Below are 18,646 nucleotides of genomic sequence, written 5' to 3'. Positions count from 1 at the left end.
AAGGCCATGGTTGCATGCAAATGAAGGTCGCAAGATTGGTTTGAGAGAGGAGCAGGCCATGTTGAGGATCAAGGTCGATACCACCCTGTGCTCCGGCCACGCCCGCTGCGCGGCCATCGCGCCGGACGTCTACCGGCTGGACGATAATGGCTATTGCGTCGCCGACGGCGACGATGTGCCCGAGGGAATGGAGGCCCTCGCCCAGCGCGGCGCGCGCGCCTGCCCCGAACGGGCGATCGCGCTGATCGAAATATGATCCGTCAGGGAGAGAATCAGATGACCACAGCATCCCCCCGCGAAATCGCCGTGGGTTTCTTCGAGGATGTCGGCGCGGGGCGGTTCGACGCGGCGTTCGGCCGCCTCGCGCCCGATGTCGCCTATGAGGTGATCGCGCCGCCGCCTTATGGTGGCCGGATGGATCGCGAGGGGCTGGGCCAGGTCTATGGCAACGGCATCGGCACCGTCCTCGCCCAGCCGCTCCAACTCACGGTCGTCGGCGTCACCGCCGAAGGCGAGCGCGTGGCGATCGAGGTGGAATCCCGCTCGGTCAACAAGGCCGGGATGGTCTACAACAACCGCTACCATTTCCTGTTCGTGGTACGGGACGGCGTGATCGTGGAAGGGCGCGAATATCTGGATTCGGCGCACTTCATCGCGATATTGGATGTGTAATTGTTTCTGCGTCATCCCAGCTTTCGCTGGGATGACGAACAATCACCAAACCAGCGGCAATTCCATCACCGAATTGGTCCGCCCCGACTTCATCACCGTCTCCGCACCCGGCGCGATCGCAAAGTCCGGAATACGTTTCAGCCACTCCTCCAGCAGCACCTGCAACTGGATGCGCGCGAAGTTCGAGCCCAGGCAGCGGTGGATGCCAACCGCGAAGGTCATATGATTCTTGTCCGGCCGGCGGAAATCGACGTCGAGCGGACGTTCGAAACGGGCCGGATCGAGATTGTAGAGCGTCGTCGGCACCATGACGAGATCGTTCTTGCGCAGCAGCGTGCCGTGGAAATCGACATCCTCGCGGACCAGCCGGGCGGTGTTGAAGATGCCGTGCCGGCGCAGCAACTCTTCCATCGCCTCGGGAATCAGGTCGCGATCGTCGAGCAGCTGCCGGCGATGTCCCGGATTGCGGGCGAGGAAGTTCATGAAGAAGCCCATCGACGCGGTGACCGTGTCGAGCCCGCCCAGCACGACGTTCAGCGCCGTCACCTTGGCCTCGTGCGAGGTGATCTCGCGATCGCCGATCCGGGCGAAGGCGAGCCGGCCGAGGAAATCGTCCACCGGTGTCCGGCGGCGCTGCGCAATCTGATCGGCCAGATAGTCCTGGACGAAGCCGAGCGCCGCCTGGAACGCCTGGAAATCGGCGCTGCGCCCGATGATCTCGACATGCTCGAGCAGCAGGTCGGCATCCTCCAGCGGCAGGCCGATGAACGCCAGATAATTGTAGATCGGCATCCGCGTGCCGATCGCGACCTGGAACTCACAGCTCCCCTTGGCGGCGACATCCTCGATCAGCTCGCGGGTCAGCTCGCGCGCACGATCCTGGAAGGCGCGCACGCGGCGCGGCGACAGTTCGGGGTTCAGGTGCGTGCGGAAACCGCCATGGATCGGCGGGTCGAGCTCCCCGGGGATGAAATGCGGCTCGTCGCCGGGATCGCGGAACAGCGCGATGCCGCGGTTGGAAAAACGGTCATAGTCGCGGAAGATCTCGTAGATCAGCTCCGCGCGCGTCGCCACCCAATGCCCGCCATTGTGCGGCGTGTAGAAGAGCGGCGGCCCATCATGATAGCGATGGTACCCCGCGTGGAGATCGCCATCGACGGGCTCGACCTGGAAGAAGTCGAAATCCAGTATCTGGTCGGTCGGAACGTCCGGAAGGGGCCATGCAGTCGCCATCATCGTCTCCGCAAGCAGCACATTCAGCTGAGGAAGCCGCCATCGACGACCAGCTCCGTACCCGTAATATAGGATGCCTGGTCCGACAGCAGGAAGAGCACGGCATTCGCCAGTTCCTCGGGCCGGCCCAGCCGCCCCATCGGAATCGCCTGGGTGAACAGCGCAGTCTGCTCGCGTCCATCGTCCAGCAAAGGCGTATCGATCACCCCTGGCGAGATCGCGTTGATGCGGATGCCCTGCTTGGCATATTCGATGCCGGCGGCCCGGGTGAGGCCGATGATGCCATGCTTCGCCGCCGAATAGCCCGACCGCGTAGGGAGCCCGCGATTGGCGAAGACCGACGCGATGTTGACGATCGCACCGCCGCCCGCGGCGAGGATCGCCGGGATCTCGTAGCGCATGGCGTGGAAGATGCCGTCGAGATTGACCCCGATCACCTGCTCCCACGCGGCGGGATCGAGCGTCCCGGCCGGTGCGGACAGGCCCGATATGCCGGCGTTGTTGATGCCGAAATGCAGCGCGCCGAAGCGATCCACCGTTTGCGCGACGGCCGTTTCGAGCAGCTCCGGCCTGTCGACGCTGGCCGCTATCGCCAGCGCCTCCCCACCGGCTCCTTCGATCGTGGTGAGCGTCGCGGCCAGATCGCTCTCCTGCCTGCCGATCAGCGCCACCCGGGCGCCCTGCCCGGCCAGTGCGATGGCGGTCGCCGCACCGATGCCCGTTCCCGCTCCCGTGACCAGCGCAACCTTGTCGGCAAATGGCTTCATCGTCTTCCCCGATATCTACACTCAAGCTTTCTCCCGCTTGCGGGAGAGCGCTAGAGCATGATGACACCGGATTGGCACGTTATCCCAGCGAAAGCTGGGATGACGAAAAGCCAACCCTAAATCATCATGCTCTAGCGGACACCTTACATCTTGTACGTCAGGCGCAATCCGCCGTAGCGCTTATAATCCCGACCGATATTACCGAACTGCCGGCCGATGAAGAAATCGGCGGTATTGAGGTTCGAATAATAGAACTTATCGGTCAGGTTCTTGCCGAACAGGGTGAGCTGCACCCTGTCATCCATCGTACCGAGCGCGACCGAGGCATCGAGGATGCCATAGCTGGGCTGCCGGGTCAGCGGATCCTCCTGCAGCTGATACTGGATGCTGCTGCGCCAGTTATACGCCACCCGCAGGTTGACCTTCAGGTCGCTGCCGACCGGAATGTCGTAGGAGGCCGAGGTGACCACCTTCCATTTCGGCGACCCGATCGCCTGTTGTCCGTTCAGATCCTGCGTGCCGTCGGCGCGGCACCGGCCGACGCCGGGGGTTGCCGAAGGGCCGCAGAGGAAGCTGATATTCTTCCCGCTATAATGGGCGTCATTGTAGACGAGGCCCGCACTGAGCGCGAGGCCCTCGATCGGACGGGCGGTCAGGTTGGCCTCGAAGCCCTTGATGCTCAGCGCGCCGGCGTTGATCAGATCGACGGTGACGCCGCCGATGATCGAGGTCTGCTGGATATTCTTGATCTTCTGCTTGTAGATCGCGACGTCGAGCGACACCGCACCGTCGAAAAAGCGCTGCTTGGCACCGATCTCGAACGCGTCCGCGATTTCCGGCTTCAGCAGAGCTGTAGCCGCATCATTGGCCGCTCGACCCTGATTGGCCGCCGATCCCTTATAGCCGCGGTTGAACGAAGCATAATAGTTGAGGTTCGGCCGTGGCTTCCACTGGATACCGATGCGCCCCGAAAGATTATTGTCGGTCCGCTTCGACACGAAATTGATGTTCCCGACCGGCGGCGCCGTATTGGTGACAGTGATCGGGTTGAAGAAGCCGGTCGCCGGATTGAAGAAGATGTCGTGATCATAGTTCAGCTTGAGCTTCTCGTTCGTGAAGCGCAGGCCGCCGAAGACGTTGATCGTCGACGTTACCGCATAGGTGACGTCGCCGAACGCCGCGATCGTGTCGTCGGACAATCTCGTGTGCAGAATGTCGTTGCTGAAGAACGGGACACCCGCCAGTGCCGGATTCTGGAGGGCGAAGGCGCCATCGAGGATGAACGGCAGCAGCAGCTGGCGGGTTTCGTCATAATTCTGATAATAGACGCCGCCGACGATATCGAGGCCCGACTTGCTGTAGGCGAGCCGCACTTCCTGCGAGAAATATTTGTAGACCTCGACTTGGTGATCGTCGTTGGTCGCGACATATTGGATCGGATAGCCGAGCGGATTGGGCGAGTAGCCTCTGCCCGGATTGACGCCCACCGGGCCGCCATCGACATCGATCTCGGTCTTGTTGTTCGAGTTGCGATAGCCGGTGATCGAGACGAGGTGCAGGTCGTCGCTCAGGTCCGCGTTCAATTCCGCGGTCAGGCTATAGAGACGGTTCTTGTTGTACGAAACCGTATCCTGGTTGACGACGTCGACGCCCCATCCCATCGGTCCGAAGACGGCACGCTGCAAAGTACCCAGCGGTTCGGAATTCGGCGTGATGACGAAGTTGTTGCCAAACGTGCTGTAGCTGTGATTGTAGCTTGCGCTCAGCAGCAGGTTCACGTCGTCCGAAAGATCGAACAGCAGCTTGGCCTGTCCGCCATAGGATTTCTGTCCGTGAAGATCGGGACCGGCGAGGTTTTTGATCATCGGATCGATATAATGATAATATCCGACCAAGCGGGCCGAGATGCCATTGGCCACCGGCGCGTTGACCATGCCCTTGGCGATGACTTCCTCGTCGCTGGTGCCGGTCAACTCGATCGAGGCGCCGAGCGTCCGCTTGGGCCTGGTCGAGATGATGTTGACCACGCCCGCGGTGGAATTCTTGCCGAACAGCGTACCCTGCGGGCCGGACAGCACCTCGATCCGGTCGATATCCGCCAGATCGCTCACGAATTCGCCCTGGCGGGCCACCGGCACGCCATCCACTACCACGCCGACACTCGGCTGGATGCCGCCTTCGTTGGCGAGCGAAGCGGCGCCGCGGATGACGAGCGAGGAGGTGGTCGGCGAATAGCCGGCCGTGAAGTTCAACGCAGGCGTGATCTGCTCGAGCGCCCGGGAATCGGTGACTCCGGCCTTGGTGAGCGCTTCGCCGGTCTGCGCCTGCACCGAAAGCGGCACCTGGCTCAGCCGCTGCTCGCGCCGCTGCGCGGTTACGATGATGTCGCCGGCTGCCTGCCCATCCTGTGCCTGCGCTGTCTGTGGCGCCGCATCCTGCGCATGCGCGACGCCGCAATAGGCTGTCGACAGCATGAGCACGGCAAGTTGCGCACCCCGCTTATGGAATTGTTGCATTCAATCCTCCCCTTATTTCGCCGCTTTTGCAGGTTATCAGCTTTATTATCTGCCGAAGTTGCATGCAACACAAAATTGCATGCAACCACGAGATCGGCCGCCATTTCCGGGCGGAGAAGCGGCCGAGCTGCGGTTCGGTCAGGCGAGCGTGCGCGGATGGCCCATCAGCGAGTTGCCGCCGCTGTAATTCCAGATCTGCCCGGTCTCGAAAAACTCGTCGCGCATCATCATGAAGACCATGCCGGCAATGTCCTCGGGCCGGCTGAGTCGCCCGAGCGGAGTCAGCTCGATGAACGGCTTGGTGAACGTATCGAAATCATAGCCATATTCCTCGATGCCCTTGCGCAGCATGTTGGTATCGTTGGTCGAGGGAATGATGGCGTTGATGCGCAGCCGCTTGTCCCGATATTCGAGCGCCGCCGCCTGCACGAACCGGTCGGCCGCGCGCTTGGCGGCGGCATAGGCGGTGATGCCGGACAGCGGATCATGCGCGGAGAGCGACGAGATGGTGACGATCGCGCCATAGTCCACGATCCGTTCGGCCACCTGCTTCACGAACCAGACCGTCCCGAAATAGTTGATCTTCGTCATCTTGAGCAGATGCTCCTCGGTGAACTCCCGGATCGGGCAGCGATCGGAAAGACCGGCGAGATTGGCCGCGACGTGAAGGCCGCCGAACGTTTCGACGGTGTGATCGACCAGCGCCTTCACCTCGGCCTCGACGGTGATGTTCGCCTCGAACGCCGAGCCGCCAATCTCCTTGGCGACTGTCTCGAGATGCTCGCGGCCGAGACCGGAGACCACCACCTTGGCGCCTTCGCGCGCCAGGCGGCGCGCGGTCGCCTCGCCCATGCCGCCAGGCGTCGAAGCGCCCATCACGATCGCCACCTTGCCGGACAATTCACCCATGACTGCTCTCCTCGATGTCTTGATTGGTTTATGCGGTTCAGGCGTAGGCGCGCGGCTGGCCGAGCAGGGCGTTGCCGCCACTGCAGTTCCAGAGCTGGCCGGTCTCGAAAAACTCGTCGCGCAGCAGCATGTGCACCATGAATGCAATGTCGCCGGGCCGTGAAATGCGGCCCAGCGGCGTCAGATCGACGAACGGCTTGATGAAGGACTCATATTCGCCGCCGAACTCCGCGATGCCCTTGCGCAGCATGTTGGTGTCGTTGGTCGAGGGGATGACCGCGTTGATGCGCAGCCGCTTGGCGCGATATTCGAGCGCCGCCGCCTGCACGAACCGATCCGCGGCGCGCTTGGCCGCGCCATAAGCCGTGATGCCCGAGATCGCGTCATGCGCCGAAAGCGACGAGATGGTGACGATTGCCCCGCCATCGACGATCTGCTCGGCCACCTGCTTCACGAACCAGACAGGCCCGAAATAGTTGATCTTCGTCATCTTGAGCAGATGTTCTTCGGTGATGTCGCGGATCGAGCAACGATCGCACAGGCCGGCCAGATTGGCGGCGATATGCAGGCCGCCATGGGTCGTCACGGCATGGTCGACCAGCGCCTTCACCTGCGCCTCGTCGGTGATGTCCGCCTCGAACGCCGAGCCGCCAATCTCTGCCGCGAGCGCCTCGAGATGCGCCTTGCCCAGGCCGGATACGATGACCCTCGCACCTTCCCTCGCCAGCCGGCGCGCGGTCGCATCGCCCATGCCGCCCGCGGTCGAAGCGCCCATGACGATCGCGACCTTGCCTTCGAAATCACCCACGTCTCTCTCCTGCCGTTATGATCGCGATGTCCGTCCGGGCAGATCCGGATCGGCCGCATGGCCCTGGCGATCGAACACCAGGCAATTGGTAGTGGCGCGGGCGTAGAGCCGACCCTGCGCATCGGTGATCGTGCCGCTCGCAAAGGCGGCATTGCGGCCGCATTGCGTGGTTTCGCCGGTCACGGTGAGCAGCCCCGCATCGGGCCGGACCGCCCGGATATTGTCGACCGACAGATGCACCGTCGTGCAGCCGCGCCCGAACGGCAGCGAGGTCATCACCGCGCCCGACATCGCGCTGTCCAGCAGGGTCGCGATCACGCCGCCATGCAGCAGGCCGCCGGCATGGAACAGATGCTCCTGCGGCTCGAATCCCAGCCGAAGCCGCCCCGGCACCGCCTCCATCACCGTCCAGCCGACCGTGGCGGTGATCGGTTGCGGCGGCAGCGCACCGCTCGCCAGTGCCTGGAAGAATTCCAGGCCGGTCATCGTCGCGAGAGCATCCTGAAGCGTCTCGACCGGAGCCCAGCCATAGCTACGCCTCCGTTCGCCGGAGACGGCGGCTCCGGCGGCGGTCGTCACTGATCGCCCGCCGGCCCGACCAGCCCGGCCATATAGCGATCCTCCAGCGCAAATATCTGTTCGAGGCCGAGCAGCCGCTGCGCCACGCCGAAGCCGCAGAGCAGATCCTCATAGCCCTCGATGCCCCCGGCGGCGTTGACCCGCCCGAACACCGTGCGCAGCGCCTGCACCGTCGCCTGCATCGCGGTCGACGGCAGGCTCACGCGCGCAATGCCGAGCGCCTGCAGCTTCGCGAAGCTGAGACCGGACGGTGTCTTGCCGCCTTCGACGAGGTTCACCGCCACCGGCCCGTCGATCGCCTTGACCGCGGCCTCGATATTCTCGGCAGAATCGGCGCCCTCGAGGAACACCATCGTCGCGCCGGCCTTGAGATAGGCGTTGCCGCGCCGGATCGCCTCGTCGAGCCCGAAGACGCCAAGCGCGTCGGTTCGCGCGTTGATGACGAAATCCTTGTCCTCCCGAGCATCGGCGGCGGCCTGAATCTTGGCGACCGCCTCGTCGATGTCGAGTAGTGTCTTGCCTTCCAGATGCCCGCATCTCTTGGGGATCACCTGGTCCTCGATGTTCACGCCCGCCGCCCCGACCCGCTCGAACTGCTGCACCGTCAGATAGGCATTCACGGCATTGCCGAAGCCGGTATCCGCATCGCCCATCACCGGCACGTCGACCGCATTGGCGATACGCCCGGTATGCTCCGCCATCTCGCGCGCGGAGACGAGGCTGTAGTCCGGCACGCCGAAGTGGCAGGCGACGATGTTCGCGCCGGATGCCTGGACCGCCTGGAAGCCGGCCTCTTCGGCGATCCGTGCGCTCAGCGCGTCATAGGCGCCGGGCATGACGAGCAGTCGCGGATCCTCGATCAGCTTCCTCAGCCGCGTGGTCTTACGCATATCCTTGTGTCCCTGCTTTGCTGTCCGACGCGGTCGCGCCGCTCCCATCGCCGATGCTGCCGCAGAGCAGATCGTCGGCGTGGAACATGTCGCAATATTCGCGCCGGTGACGGATCAACCCGTCCCGCACGATGAAAATGAAGACGTAATTGTTATTATAGGACCGCCCGTCGCGCCGGATGCCGTGCGATTCCGCCTCGACCACGACGCGGTCGCCCTCGCTCGTGGTCCGCTGCACAGTGATCTGCAGCCCCTCAGGGAAGCGTTCGTCGACGATCCCGAAGAGCTTGCCGAGCTCGCGGTTGCTGTAGGTGCCGCCGAGCGGCCAGCGCCCCTCGCCCACCACCCACCAGGTCGCGTCATCGGCGATGCGCGCGCGGGCCGCCGCGAAGCGCTTCGCCGAGATATCCTCGAAATAGCCGAGGATGACGGCTTCGGGGCTCGGGTGGTTGGCGCCGCCTGCCATCGCTCAGCGCCTGTCCACCTTGATGCCGGCCTTTTCCATATCCCAGGTCGTCGCCGTGCAGCCGTCGTCGCGCAGCTCGAACTTGAGCACCCGGCCGACCGGATTCTTCGGAAGCTCGGGCCGGAACTCGATGTACCGCGGGATCGCGAAATAGGGCACCTTGTCGATCGACCAGCGGCACAGCGCCTCCTCGGTCAGCGTAGCGCCCTCCTGGAGGACCGCGGTCACCTTGATGTCGTCTTCCGACGCATCGGACAGCACGGCGTGCACCGCTACCTCTGAAATGTCGGGATGGCTGGAAAACACCGCCTCCATCTCGAAGCTCGAGATATTCTCGCCGCGGCGGCGCAGATAATCCTTCTTGCGGTCGAGGAAGTAGAACCAGCCATCCTCGTCGAACTTGCCGATGTCGCCCATGTGCAGCCACATGTTGCGGAAGACCTTCAGCGTCTCCGCCGGCCGCTTCCAATAGCCCTCGAACATCACATGCGGCTTGAGCGGACGGCAGATGATCTCGCCCGGCGTGCCGGGAGGGACTTCATTGTCGTCATCGTCGACGATACGCACGTCGAATACGTCGTTGCGCTTGCCCGAGCTGCCCGGCGGTACCTCGATCTCGGCGCCGATCGTCGTGACCAGGCACGCCTCGGTGATGCCGTAGAGCCGCGCTGCGATCTGGCTCTTCACGCCGAAGCGCTCGCGCCACGTGTCCGCCACCTCGGGCGGCCAGGGTGCGCCCTGCACGGCGCGCAGCTGCCCCTTGGCCGCGAGCATCGCCGCATTGTCCGGCGCACGCGCGACGAACACCGCCATGCTGCCGAGCACGCTCGCGATGGTGGCGCCCGAGCGATGGATCTCCGGCCAGAAATTGGTCACCGAGAATTTGGGAACCACCGCCGCCCGCGCGCCGACCAGCATCGTCGACATCAGGGTAACCGCGATCGCATTCATGTGGAACAGCGGCAGGCAGGTCCACATCGTGTCGGCGTCGGTGATCGAATAGACGCCGTTATTCTGCCGCGCGAGATTGCAGACATAATTATGGCTGATCATGCAGCCCTTCGCCGGGCCGGTGGTGCCCGACGTGTAGATCAGGCAGGCGAGATCGCGCGGCTGCACCGCGATGCCGAGCGCTGAGTCGTCGTCGCCGCGATAGGCATCGAGCGGTTCGCACGGGATGGTGCACTCGCCCATATCCGGCTTGTCGCCGCGATAGAGGATGCGCTGCACGCCAGGGATGGCATCGGCGATCTGCGCCAGCCGCTGGGCATAATCGGGCTCGGCGATCACGATCTGGGCGTCCGCATCGGTCACCAGATGGCGCAGGAAAGGCCCGCGATAGGCAGTGTTGATCGGCACCGCGATCGCGCCGGCCTTGTTGATCGCGAACCAGGCGACGATCGCATCCGGGCTGTTGTCGAGGAAGGAGATCACGGTATCGCCCGGCTTCACGCCGAGGCCGACGAGAGCATGCGCCATCCGGTTGGTGGCGCGGTCCATCTCGGCGAAAGTGAAGGTCTCACCGAGGAAATCGAGCCACACCCGATCGGGCCAGGCCTGGGCCGCACGATCGAGCGCGGCGACCATGCTGTCCTGCTCGCCCGTCTTCCAACCTTCCGCGATACGGCCTTCCGCGTCGAGCATGCTTTTCCTGCCTTCCTTCGAGCTGATGGCGTCCCCGGGGCGCGTGTCGAGACAAGTTGCCATCAGCGTTCCTTCCACGAGATTTTGGGCATATTGCCGCGGTCGATCTGCGCCTCGCCCTGGGGGTTGCCGACCTGCCAGTAGCGCACCGCCTGGCGCAGCGCCGGCGTCAGGCCGAGATCGAGCGACTCCCACACCGCGCGCACCGTCCCTTGCGTCGCCGCGCTCGGCTGGCTGGCGATGATCGCGGCCAGCGCATGGGCACGTACATGCAGTTCCTCGCGGGTGGTCACTTCGCTGACCAGGCCGACGCGCAGCGCGGTATGCGCGCCCATGCGTTCGTGACTGCCGAGCAGCGCCATGCGCATCACGTCGCCCAGCAGGATCCGCCGCGAGAGCCCGATCGGCTCGAGCGCGGCGACCATGCCGAAGGTGACGTGCGGATCGAAGAATTGCGTGTCTTCGGAGCAGATCGCGATATCCGCCTCGTTCACCCAGTAGAAGGCGCCCGCCGCGACCAGTCCATGCATCGCGCAGATCACGGGCTTCCAGACGTCATTGTGCTTGGGGCCGAGCTTCTCGCCCGGGTCGCCCTGGCGCCAGACATTGGCGTGGCGCAGCATCTCCATGCCTTCCGCGACGTCGATGCCGGTGCTGAACGCCCGGCTTTCCGGCGCGCCGCGCAGCACGACGGCATGGACGCCGTCGTCCTCGCGCACCCGGCGCCAGGCGTCGACGAATTCGTCGGCCATCGTATCGGTGAAGGTGTTCAACCGGTCCGGGCGGTCGATCGTGATCGTCGCGACATGATCGTCGCCCGTCTCGTAACGGATCTGGTTGTAGCTCATGTGCCCGTCTCCCGTGCATCCTCGGCCCATATCTGGCTGTCCTGATACACCCAGGGACGCTGGGTACGATCCATGTTCCGAAAGGCTTCGATCAATCCGCGCTTCTGCAGCGTGATGGCGATCTCGTCGGCCCCGCTGAGCAGCATCTCGCGATCGAGCGCGCCGATCTCGAAGCGATGCACCGCCCCGTCCGGGCCGGTGACGGTACAGGCCTGAAGATCGATCTCGACGATCGCCTGGCCGACACAGGCCTGGAGATCGCTCAGCAGCGGCTCGATTACCTCGATCGGCAGGGTGACGGGCAGCAGACCGTTGCGGATGCAATTGTTGCGGAAGATCGTGCCGAAGCTGGGCGCGATCACGCAGCGTATGCCGAACTGGCTGAGCGCCCATACCGCCGCCTCGCGCGAGGAGCCGCAGCCGAAGTTACGGCCGCCGACCAGCAACTGGGCCTGCGCGAACGGCTCCCGGTTGAGCACGAAATCCGCGTTGATCTCCCGCGTGCCGGGCAGATAGCGCCAATTGGCGAACAGCTTCTCGCCATAGCCCGACCGCGACACCGACTGGGTCTCGCGCGACGGAATGATCGCATCGGTATCGACGTTGTCGATCGGCAGCGGCGCAGCGACGCCCTTCAGGTGAACGAACGGCTCCATCAGCGCGTCACCAGATCCCGCGGATCGCTGATCTCGCCCGCGACGGCAGACGCGGCCACGGTCAGCGGACTGGCAAGATGCGACCGCACGCCGACCCCCTGTCGATTCTCGAAATTGCGGTTGGTGGAGCTGATGACGCGCCGCGCCGACCCGAAGCTGTCGCCGCCCGCATAGAAGCAGAGCGAGCATCCCGCTTCGCGCCACTCGAAGCCTGCATCGGCGAAGATCCGGTCGAGCCCTTCGGCCTCCGCCATCCGTTTCACCGTGCTCGATCCCGGCACGCAGATCGCCTTGACGCCCTCGGCGACATGCCGGCCGCGCAGCAGCGCCGCCGCGCCGCGCAGATCCTCGATCCGGCTGTTGGTGCAGCTGCCGATGAACGCCGCCTCGATCGGCAGCCCGGTCAGCGGCCGGCCGGGCGTAACCCCGGTATAGCCCAGCGCCTTTTCGGCCGAGCCGCGCGCGACGGGATCGGCAACGTCGTCCGGCGACGGCACCGCTTCGTCGATGCCGATCGACTGTTCGGAGCTGGTGCCCCAGGTGACCTGGGGGGCGATCGCCGACGCATCGATGGCGATGTCGATATCGAACCGCGCGCCCTGGTCGCTGTGCAGCGTCCGCCACCAGGTTTCGGCGTTGGCCCAGTGGCCTGCCTCGGGACCGAAGGGGCGACCGCGCATGAAATCGATCGTCTTCTCGTCCGGCGCGACGATGCCGGTCCATGCACCGAACTCGACCGCCATATTGCACAGCGTCATCCGCGCCTCGCAGGAGAGGGCGGCGACCGCGCTGCCGCAGAATTCGATCGCGCAGCCCTGCCCGCCCCGCGCGCCGTGCAGCCGGATCAGGTGGAGGATCATGTCCTTTGCGGTCACGCAGGCGCCGAGCGCGCCGTCGAAGCGGACGCGCATCATCTTGGGTCGCTTGACCGCCAGGCATTGCGTGCTGATCACATGCTCGCCCTGGGTGATGCCGATCCCCCAGGCGAGCGCGCCGATGCCGCCCACCGTGCAGGTGTGGCTGTCGCCGCAGACCAATGTCATGCCGGGCTGCGCGATGCCGAGCTCGGGCGCGATTACATGCACGATGCCCTGGTTGGGATCGCCGAGATCGAAGGTACGAATGCCCGCCGCCGCGGTACCGGAGCGGAACTGCTGGATGAATTCGGGCCCGCCGGGGAATTTCGTTTGATCCGTGCGTCCGGGATCGGTGTCGATGATGTGATCGAGCGTCCCGAAGATCATCGCCGGATCGAAGGCCGTCCGCCCCGCGGCGGCAACCCCCTGCAGCATCCGCCCGCCGGAGCGTTCGTGAAGGAACAGCCGGTCGATATGCAGCAGCGAGGTGTCGTCGCCAAGATCGGCGACTTCATGAGCGCGCCAGAGCTTCTCGATCAGGGTGGCCGGTTGCGCTTGCGCCATGATGATATGCGGGCCCCTCGATCCTCGTTTTGGTCAGCCGTTGCGTGCATCGCTCCAGGCCGAAGCACCCGGTTGCATGCACGGACGATATTGCATGCAATATTTCCGTTGGCAAGCCGATCGCATCACATTGGCGCGATGTTTCTCACCAGAATGCATGGAATCGTGCGAAGTCGTGGCGCTTTTCAGAGCGCGCTTCGCGATGGTTGTGAATATCATCCCGTCATCCCAGCGAAAGCTGGGATCACTCTCTACGGGCAACCGGTTCGGGGTTGAGAGGGATCCCAGCTTCCGCTGGGATGACAGGCCGTCGTCTTACGCCGCCTCTTCGACCGCGTGGGGGAACATCTTCACAACATCGCCTGAGGTGACGACGCGCTTCACGCCCTGCTCCAGCGGGCTCGATCCACCCGCCGCGCCATAGGCCTTGAGCGTCACGTCGACATTCTTGCCGAGCTCGCGCAACGCACCGACCGTGCAATTCTCGCGGCCGAGTAGGCTGAACGGATCGTAGCTGAAGGCGCGCATCGCATTCTCGTGCGTCATCTGGTCGATCTCGGCGTCGGGAACGCCCGCCAGGCTTTCGAGCAGCATCTCCGGCGCGCGCGGCCAGAGCGAATCGGAATGCGGATAATCGCACTCATAGGTGATCGTCTCGACGCCGATCTCGTAGCGGTTGAGCACGCCGAACTTGTCGTCGATGAAGCAGGTGATGAAATGCTCGCGGAACACCTCGCTCGGTTTCTTCCCGCCGAAGTCGGCATGGGTCCATGCGCCATGCTGTTGCTGGGTGAAATCGGCCCGCTCCAGCAGATAGGGGATCCAGCCGATCCCGCCCTCCGACAGCGCGATCTTCAGATTGGGATAGCGCTGCAGCGCCTTGAGGTGCAGCCAGTCCGCCGCGCTCAGCGACACCGAGATCGGCATGCCGATGATCCAGGCGTCGATCGGCGATTCCATCGACGGATGCTGGGGGACGTTGCCGGTGCCGATATGGTTGCAGATTACGACGTCATTGTCGGCGCAGGCCTTCCAGAAAGGCTCCCAATAATCGGTATGCAATCCCGGCAGGCCCTTCTTCGACGGATTGTCGGTGAAGGTGATCGCGTGGCAGCCCTTGGCGACGACGCGCTTGATCTCCTCGACGATCAGGTCGACATCCCATAGCGGCGTGATCGCGGTGGGAATGAAACGGCCCGGATAGGCGCCGCACCATTCATCGATATGCCAGTCATTATAGGCCTTCACCGCGATCAGCGCCGCATCCTTGTCCTTCGCGTTCAAGAAGAGGTCGCCCGCGAAACCCGGAAAGGTCGGAAAGTTGAGCGACCCCAGCAGGCCGTTCGCGTTCATGTCGTCGACACGCGCATGCACATTATAGGCGCCCGGCCGCATATGATCATAGCAGGTCGGCTCACAGCCGAATTCTTCCGGCACGCGGCCCGCAACGGCGTTCAGCCCCGGATTGGGCAGCTTCCGCCCCTCATACACCCAGTGATCGTTGAAACCCTCGCGCACGACATAGGGCATCTTGGCCTTCTGGGCGGCGGTGACATGCTGGTCGAACATGTCGCCGGGTTCGACGATATGATCGTCCACGCTGACGAGGATCATATCTTCGAGCTTCATCGTCACTCTCCTCTTTCGAACGGGTATCGGGCGCGGCAGTCGGCCGCATCGCGCGATGCCGTGGCTTCGGATCATTTCTGCCCCAACCGCCTACGCCGCGCAACCCACATCGCATGCAACACCGAGGCATATTCGCTGGGAATTTGACAATTTCCGGCCAATCCACGGCGAGGCACTTGCTATTTTGCATGCACGTCAGCCATCAACCCTCGATAGCTCAGCGCAAAATGCAGCGCCGCCCAGAGATTGAACAGCATCGTCAACGCCAGCGCCGGCCGCAGCGACAGCGGCCCGCCGATGACATCGCTGAACGTGCCCGCCACCACCGGCCCCATCCCCGATCCCAGCAGGTTGATGCACAGCTGCAGCGCCGCGCCGGTGAAGCCGCGCATGCCCGGCCGCACCAACCCCATCGCCAAACTGTATCCCGGCCCGAGATAGCCGCCCATCACGAACGCCGTCACCGCAAGCGCGAGGAGCGCCGACGGCAGCCCCGGCGCATAGGCGAAGGCGATCCCGCACGGCACGCAGAGCAAGGTTGTCACCATCGGCACCAGCGCCAGCCGCCGCAGCCCCGCCTGCGCCAGCCTGTCCGCGATACGCCCGCTCAGGATCGATCCCAGCGCCGAACACAGCGCGCCTGCCGCAACGATGATGCCGGCATGCCCCAGCGGCACATGATGGATGCGGATCAGCAGCGATGTCGCCCAGGTCCACAGCGCGGTGACGGTGAGCGAGGTGAGCGTCATCGCGATCGCCAGATGGATCAGGCCCGGCGCCCGCAAAAAATGCCAGAGCATCGCACCGACCGTCTCGGTCACGGCGCGTTCGCCCGCATCGAGATGGCCGCGCACGGGCTCGCGCAGCGTGGCGAGGATCAGCACGGCGATCACGATGCCGGGCAGGCCCGCCAGAAAGAAGGCGGCGCGCCAGCCATAATGGGCCGCGATCAGCCCGCCGCCGAGGAAGCTCGCCGCCAGCCCGATCGCGGTGCTGAGATAGAAGAGGCCGATCGCGGTGCTACGCTCCCCGGCCGCAAAATAGTCGGACAGCAGCGAGACGCACAGCGGCTGCGCGCCCGCCTCCGCCGCGCCGACTCCCATCCGCATCAGCAGCAGGCTGCCGAAGCTGCCAGCGAAGCCGCACAACAGGGTCAGCCCGCTCCAGACCGACAGCACCGCCGTGAACAAAGTCCGCCGGTTCACCCGGTCGATCAGCCAGCCGAGCGGCAGGCAGGCGATCGAGAAGGCAACCGCATAAGCGAGCCCGCCGAGCAGGCCCATCGCCTTGTCGCTCGCGCCGAACTCCGCCTTGATCGGCTCGATGACGACCGAGACGATCTGCCGGTCAATCGAATGGCAGACATAGGCCGCGGCCATCAGCCCAAGCACGTACCAGCGATAGGCTCCGGCCGCGGTTCGCGACATGGGCTACAGCGCGTCGAGCGCGAAGAAGGCGTCGAGCTGGCTCGCCGCGGCGCCGCCGACCTGGTCCAGCAGATGCGCACGCTTCAGATAGAAATGTATCGGATACTCGGCGGCGAAGCCCATCCCGCCATGAAGCTGGATCGCGGCGCTCGCATTGGCGATCGCCGCATCGATCGCGACGATCCGCGCCGCCTGCACCTGGAAGCCGGCATCCTCGCTGCCGTCGCGCAGCGCAATGGCGGCCAGCTTCGCCTGCGACAGTGCCGCCTCGCACCGCACCGCCATGTCCGCGCAGGGATGACTCACCGCCTGGAAGCTGCCGATCTTCTGCCCGAACTGGCTCCGCTCGGAGGCATGCGCTACGGTCAGATCGCGCACCGCCTCGGCTGCGCCGACCAATGTCGCCGCGATCAGCAGCGAGAGATGGCGGAGCAGCGGCCGGGCCGCCTCGCCGTCGGCTGACAGCGCGGCACCGTCCTCGTTGAGGGTCGCACGCTCGAGCGTGACGGCACCGTCCACGCCGGCCACCGGAGCGCGCTCGCCGAAATTCCCGGCAGGCAGCAAGGCGACGCGGTTGCCCGCAACCAGCAGGACATGATCGGCACCGTCACCCTCGATCACATAATGCGGCTCGCCACCGTCGGCGGAAATGGTGAGGCCGACCTTGCGCTCGCCGCTGACCAGCGCGGCCACGCTCTCCGCATCGCCCCGCGCCGCCGCCAGCCGCGCCGCGATCACGGCCGCCATCAGCATCGGCGTCACCAGCGCGCGCCCCGCCTCGCGGAACAGCAGCATCTCCTCGGTCGCCCCGAAGCCGAAACCGCCGGCATCCTCCGGCAATCCGAGCGCGATCCAGCCAAGCTCGGCAAAGGCCGACAGCAGCGCGCGGTCAGGCGCAGCCGCAGCTCCCTTCTCCCAGCGCAGGTAATCGACCGGCAGCTCCTTCGACAGCAGCGCGCGCGCCGTATCGATGATCTGCTCCTCTTCGGGGGACGGCATCAGGTCCATCGGAAATCCTATCGGCTGCGCGGCAGGCCGAGCACGCGCTCGGCAATGATGTTGCGCTGGATCTCGGCGGTGCCGCCGCCGATCGTACGCGAAAAGGAATAGAGATAGGGGCCGGTCCAGCCCGCTTCGGGATCGCTCAGCTCAAGGTTCGCGGTGCCGAGCACCTCCATGCTGAGCCGCCCCAGCCGCTGGGTCAGCAGCCCATGATAGAGCCGCAGGATCGAGGCCTCCGCGCCGGGCGCGCCGCGCCGCTCGTTGAGCGAGATGCCGGCATAGGTCATCGCCTGCAGCGCCGCCGTCTCGGCGCGCAGCCGCGACAGGCGCCGGGTGATGTCGGTATCGCGCATCAGCGCCGGCCTGCTCTTGACCAGCGCGATCAGTGCCTCGACATCGGTCGCGAGCCGCACCTGCTCGTTCATGAAGCCGGTGCCGCGCTCGAAGCCCAGGGTCGACATGGCGACCCGCCAGCCATTGTTTAGCCCGCCGACGACGTTCGCCAGGGGAATGCGGACGTCATCGTAGAACACCTCGCAATATTCGTGATGGCCGGCGATCGTCCGGATCGGGCGCACCCGCACGCCCGGCGCGCGCATGTCGCAGATCACCCAGCTGATGCCCTTATGCTTGGGCGCGTCCGGATCGGTGCGCACCAGCAGTTCCTGATAGTCGGCCCATTGCGCGAAGCTGGTCCAGATCTTTTGGCCGTTGACCACGAGATGATCGCCGTCGATCTCGGCGCGGGTGCGCAGCGAGGCAAGGTCCGACCCCGATCCCGGCTCGGAGAAGCCCTGGCACCACACCTCCTCGCCCTTGAGGATGCGCAGCAGATGCGCCTTCTTTTGCTCCTCGCTGCCGTTTGCGATCAAGGTCGGGCCGCCATGCAGCACACCGACGAAGTTGACGCCGATATAGGGCGCGCCGGCCCGGGCATATTCCTGGTACCAGATCAGCTGCTCGATGGTGGAGAGGCCGCGCCCGCCATACTCCTCCGGCCAGGCGATGCCCGCCCACCCGCCCTCATATTGGCGGCGCTGCCAGGCGATGTCGAAATCGCGCATCGCCTCGCCGTCGCCCGGGCGATGCTCGCGCGGCGCATTGTCTTGGAGCCAAGCGCGCACCTCCTGGCGAAACTGCTCCTCCTGCGGCGTAAAATCCAGATTCATCGCGGTCCCA

Annotated in this window: 18 protein-coding genes; 2 read left to right on the top strand and 16 right to left on the bottom strand. The window is 65.0% G+C overall.

Features of this window, described 5'->3' with window-relative positions; all coding sequences use genetic code 11:
- Positions 1-58 precede the first annotated feature (58 nt).
- Together GQY20_RS20190 and GQY20_RS20185 are read left to right on the top strand one after the other, a co-directional pair.
- The gene (locus tag GQY20_RS20190) at positions 59-256 is read left to right on the top strand and encodes a ferredoxin (protein ID WP_232476168.1); all 198 of its coding nucleotides are present in this window, start codon (positions 59-61) and stop codon (positions 254-256) included.
- 20 nt (positions 257-276) lie between these two features.
- On the top strand, positions 277-672 hold the full coding sequence (locus tag GQY20_RS20185; protein WP_157218938.1) for a nuclear transport factor 2 family protein: 396 nt from the start codon (positions 277-279) through the stop codon (positions 670-672).
- 42 nt (positions 673-714) lie between these two features.
- Here GQY20_RS20185 and GQY20_RS20180 read toward each other — a convergent pair whose 3' ends face one another.
- From GQY20_RS20180 to GQY20_RS20105, 16 genes are all read right to left on the bottom strand, one after another.
- The gene (locus GQY20_RS20180; protein WP_198351075.1) at positions 715-1,905 is read right to left on the bottom strand and encodes a cytochrome P450; all 1,191 of its coding nucleotides are present in this window, start codon (positions 1,903-1,905) and stop codon (positions 715-717) included.
- Positions 1,906-1,928: 23 nt separating this feature from the next.
- Positions 1,929-2,672 (bottom strand): SDR family NAD(P)-dependent oxidoreductase, encoded by a 744-nt coding sequence (locus tag GQY20_RS20175; RefSeq protein ID WP_157218936.1) that lies wholly within the window; start codon positions 2,670-2,672, stop codon positions 1,929-1,931.
- 143 nt (positions 2,673-2,815) lie between these two features.
- Positions 2,816-5,188 carry a TonB-dependent receptor gene (locus tag GQY20_RS20170; RefSeq protein ID WP_157218935.1) on the bottom strand — a complete coding sequence of 791 codons (2,373 nt, stop codon included), beginning with the start codon at positions 5,186-5,188 and terminating at the stop codon, positions 2,816-2,818.
- Between the two features lie 138 nt (positions 5,189-5,326).
- Complete coding sequence (locus GQY20_RS20165) at positions 5,327-6,097, bottom strand: SDR family NAD(P)-dependent oxidoreductase (RefSeq protein WP_157218934.1); 771 nt, start codon at positions 6,095-6,097, stop codon at positions 5,327-5,329.
- A 37-nt stretch (positions 6,098-6,134) separates the two neighbouring features.
- On the bottom strand, positions 6,135-6,905 hold the full coding sequence (locus tag GQY20_RS20160; RefSeq protein WP_157218933.1) for an SDR family NAD(P)-dependent oxidoreductase: 771 nt from the start codon (positions 6,903-6,905) through the stop codon (positions 6,135-6,137).
- 15 nt (positions 6,906-6,920) lie between these two features.
- Positions 6,921-7,484 (bottom strand): PaaI family thioesterase, encoded by a 564-nt coding sequence (locus tag GQY20_RS20155; RefSeq protein WP_157218932.1) that lies wholly within the window; start codon positions 7,482-7,484, stop codon positions 6,921-6,923.
- Positions 7,481-8,374 carry an isocitrate lyase/PEP mutase family protein gene (locus GQY20_RS20150; protein WP_157218931.1) on the bottom strand — a complete coding sequence of 298 codons (894 nt, stop codon included), beginning with the start codon at positions 8,372-8,374 and terminating at the stop codon, positions 7,481-7,483. The genes GQY20_RS20155 and GQY20_RS20150 overlap by 4 nt, the downstream gene beginning before the upstream one ends.
- Positions 8,367-8,840, bottom strand: coding sequence for a nuclear transport factor 2 family protein (locus GQY20_RS20145; RefSeq protein ID WP_157218930.1), 474 nt, complete (start codon positions 8,838-8,840; stop codon positions 8,367-8,369). Before GQY20_RS20145 ends, GQY20_RS20150 begins: the two co-directional genes overlap by 8 nt.
- Before the next feature lie 3 nt (positions 8,841-8,843).
- On the bottom strand, positions 8,844-10,484 hold the full coding sequence (locus GQY20_RS20140) for an AMP-binding protein (protein ID WP_157218929.1): 1,641 nt from the start codon (positions 10,482-10,484) through the stop codon (positions 8,844-8,846).
- Positions 10,485-10,546: 62 nt separating this feature from the next.
- Complete coding sequence (locus GQY20_RS20135) at positions 10,547-11,332, bottom strand: enoyl-CoA hydratase/isomerase family protein (protein WP_157218928.1); 786 nt, start codon at positions 11,330-11,332, stop codon at positions 10,547-10,549.
- Entirely contained in the window at positions 11,329-11,988 is a 660-nt protein-coding gene (gene leuD / locus GQY20_RS20130; protein ID WP_157218927.1) for a 3-isopropylmalate dehydratase small subunit, read from the bottom strand. Before leuD ends, GQY20_RS20135 begins: the two co-directional genes overlap by 4 nt.
- Complete coding sequence (locus GQY20_RS20125) at positions 11,988-13,409, bottom strand: 3-isopropylmalate dehydratase large subunit (RefSeq protein WP_157218926.1); 1,422 nt, start codon at positions 13,407-13,409, stop codon at positions 11,988-11,990. The genes leuD and GQY20_RS20125 overlap by 1 nt, the downstream gene beginning before the upstream one ends.
- Positions 13,410-13,724: 315 nt before the next feature.
- Positions 13,725-15,038 carry an amidohydrolase family protein gene (locus tag GQY20_RS20120; RefSeq protein WP_157218925.1) on the bottom strand — a complete coding sequence of 438 codons (1,314 nt, stop codon included), beginning with the start codon at positions 15,036-15,038 and terminating at the stop codon, positions 13,725-13,727.
- A gap of 179 nt (positions 15,039-15,217) precedes the next feature.
- A complete protein-coding gene (locus GQY20_RS20115; protein WP_157218924.1) occupies positions 15,218-16,465 on the bottom strand; it encodes a spinster family MFS transporter in 1,248 nt (415 codons plus the stop codon).
- A 3-nt stretch (positions 16,466-16,468) separates the two neighbouring features.
- Positions 16,469-17,473, bottom strand: a complete 1,005-nt coding sequence (locus GQY20_RS20110; RefSeq protein WP_157218923.1) for an acyl-CoA dehydrogenase family protein — start codon at positions 17,471-17,473, stop codon at positions 16,469-16,471.
- Between the two features lie 8 nt (positions 17,474-17,481).
- Positions 17,482-18,636, bottom strand: a complete 1,155-nt coding sequence (locus GQY20_RS20105; RefSeq protein ID WP_157218922.1) for an acyl-CoA dehydrogenase family protein — start codon at positions 18,634-18,636, stop codon at positions 17,482-17,484.
- Positions 18,637-18,646: the final 10 nt, after the last annotated feature.

This window comes from Flavisphingomonas formosensis (assembly GCF_009755815.1).
Classification (GTDB): Bacteria; Pseudomonadota; Alphaproteobacteria; order Sphingomonadales; family Sphingomonadaceae; genus Flavisphingomonas; species Flavisphingomonas formosensis.
This window is presented reverse-complemented; position numbering and strand designations above follow the sequence as displayed.

Coding starts and splice junctions, on each gene's coding strand:
- GQY20_RS20190 (WP_232476168.1), top strand. CDS start 59: ATGTTGAGGATCAAGGTCGATACCACCCTGTGCTCCGGCCACGCCCGC.
- GQY20_RS20185 (WP_157218938.1), top strand. CDS start 277: ATGACCACAGCATCCCCCCGCGAAATCGCCGTGGGTTTCTTCGAGGAT.
- GQY20_RS20180 (WP_198351075.1), bottom strand. CDS start 1,905: ATGGCGACTGCATGGCCCCTTCCGGACGTTCCGACCGACCAGATACTG.
- GQY20_RS20175 (WP_157218936.1), bottom strand. CDS start 2,672: ATGAAGCCATTTGCCGACAAGGTTGCGCTGGTCACGGGAGCGGGAACG.
- GQY20_RS20170 (WP_157218935.1), bottom strand. CDS start 5,188: ATGCAACAATTCCATAAGCGGGGTGCGCAACTTGCCGTGCTCATGCTG.
- GQY20_RS20165 (WP_157218934.1), bottom strand. CDS start 6,097: ATGGGTGAATTGTCCGGCAAGGTGGCGATCGTGATGGGCGCTTCGACG.
- GQY20_RS20150 (WP_157218931.1), bottom strand. CDS start 8,374: ATGCGTAAGACCACGCGGCTGAGGAAGCTGATCGAGGATCCGCGACTG.
- GQY20_RS20145 (WP_157218930.1), bottom strand. CDS start 8,840: ATGGCAGGCGGCGCCAACCACCCGAGCCCCGAAGCCGTCATCCTCGGC.
- GQY20_RS20140 (WP_157218929.1), bottom strand. CDS start 10,484: ATGCTCGACGCGGAAGGCCGTATCGCGGAAGGTTGGAAGACGGGCGAG.
- GQY20_RS20135 (WP_157218928.1), bottom strand. CDS start 11,332: ATGAGCTACAACCAGATCCGTTACGAGACGGGCGACGATCATGTCGCG.
- leuD (WP_157218927.1), bottom strand. CDS start 11,988: ATGGAGCCGTTCGTTCACCTGAAGGGCGTCGCTGCGCCGCTGCCGATC.
- GQY20_RS20125 (WP_157218926.1), bottom strand. CDS start 13,409: ATGGCGCAAGCGCAACCGGCCACCCTGATCGAGAAGCTCTGGCGCGCT.
- GQY20_RS20120 (WP_157218925.1), bottom strand. CDS start 15,038: ATGAAGCTCGAAGATATGATCCTCGTCAGCGTGGACGATCATATCGTC.
- GQY20_RS20115 (WP_157218924.1), bottom strand. CDS start 16,465: ATGTCGCGAACCGCGGCCGGAGCCTATCGCTGGTACGTGCTTGGGCTG.
- GQY20_RS20110 (WP_157218923.1), bottom strand. CDS start 17,473: ATGGACCTGATGCCGTCCCCCGAAGAGGAGCAGATCATCGATACGGCG.
- GQY20_RS20105 (WP_157218922.1), bottom strand. CDS start 18,636: ATGAATCTGGATTTTACGCCGCAGGAGGAGCAGTTTCGCCAGGAGGTG.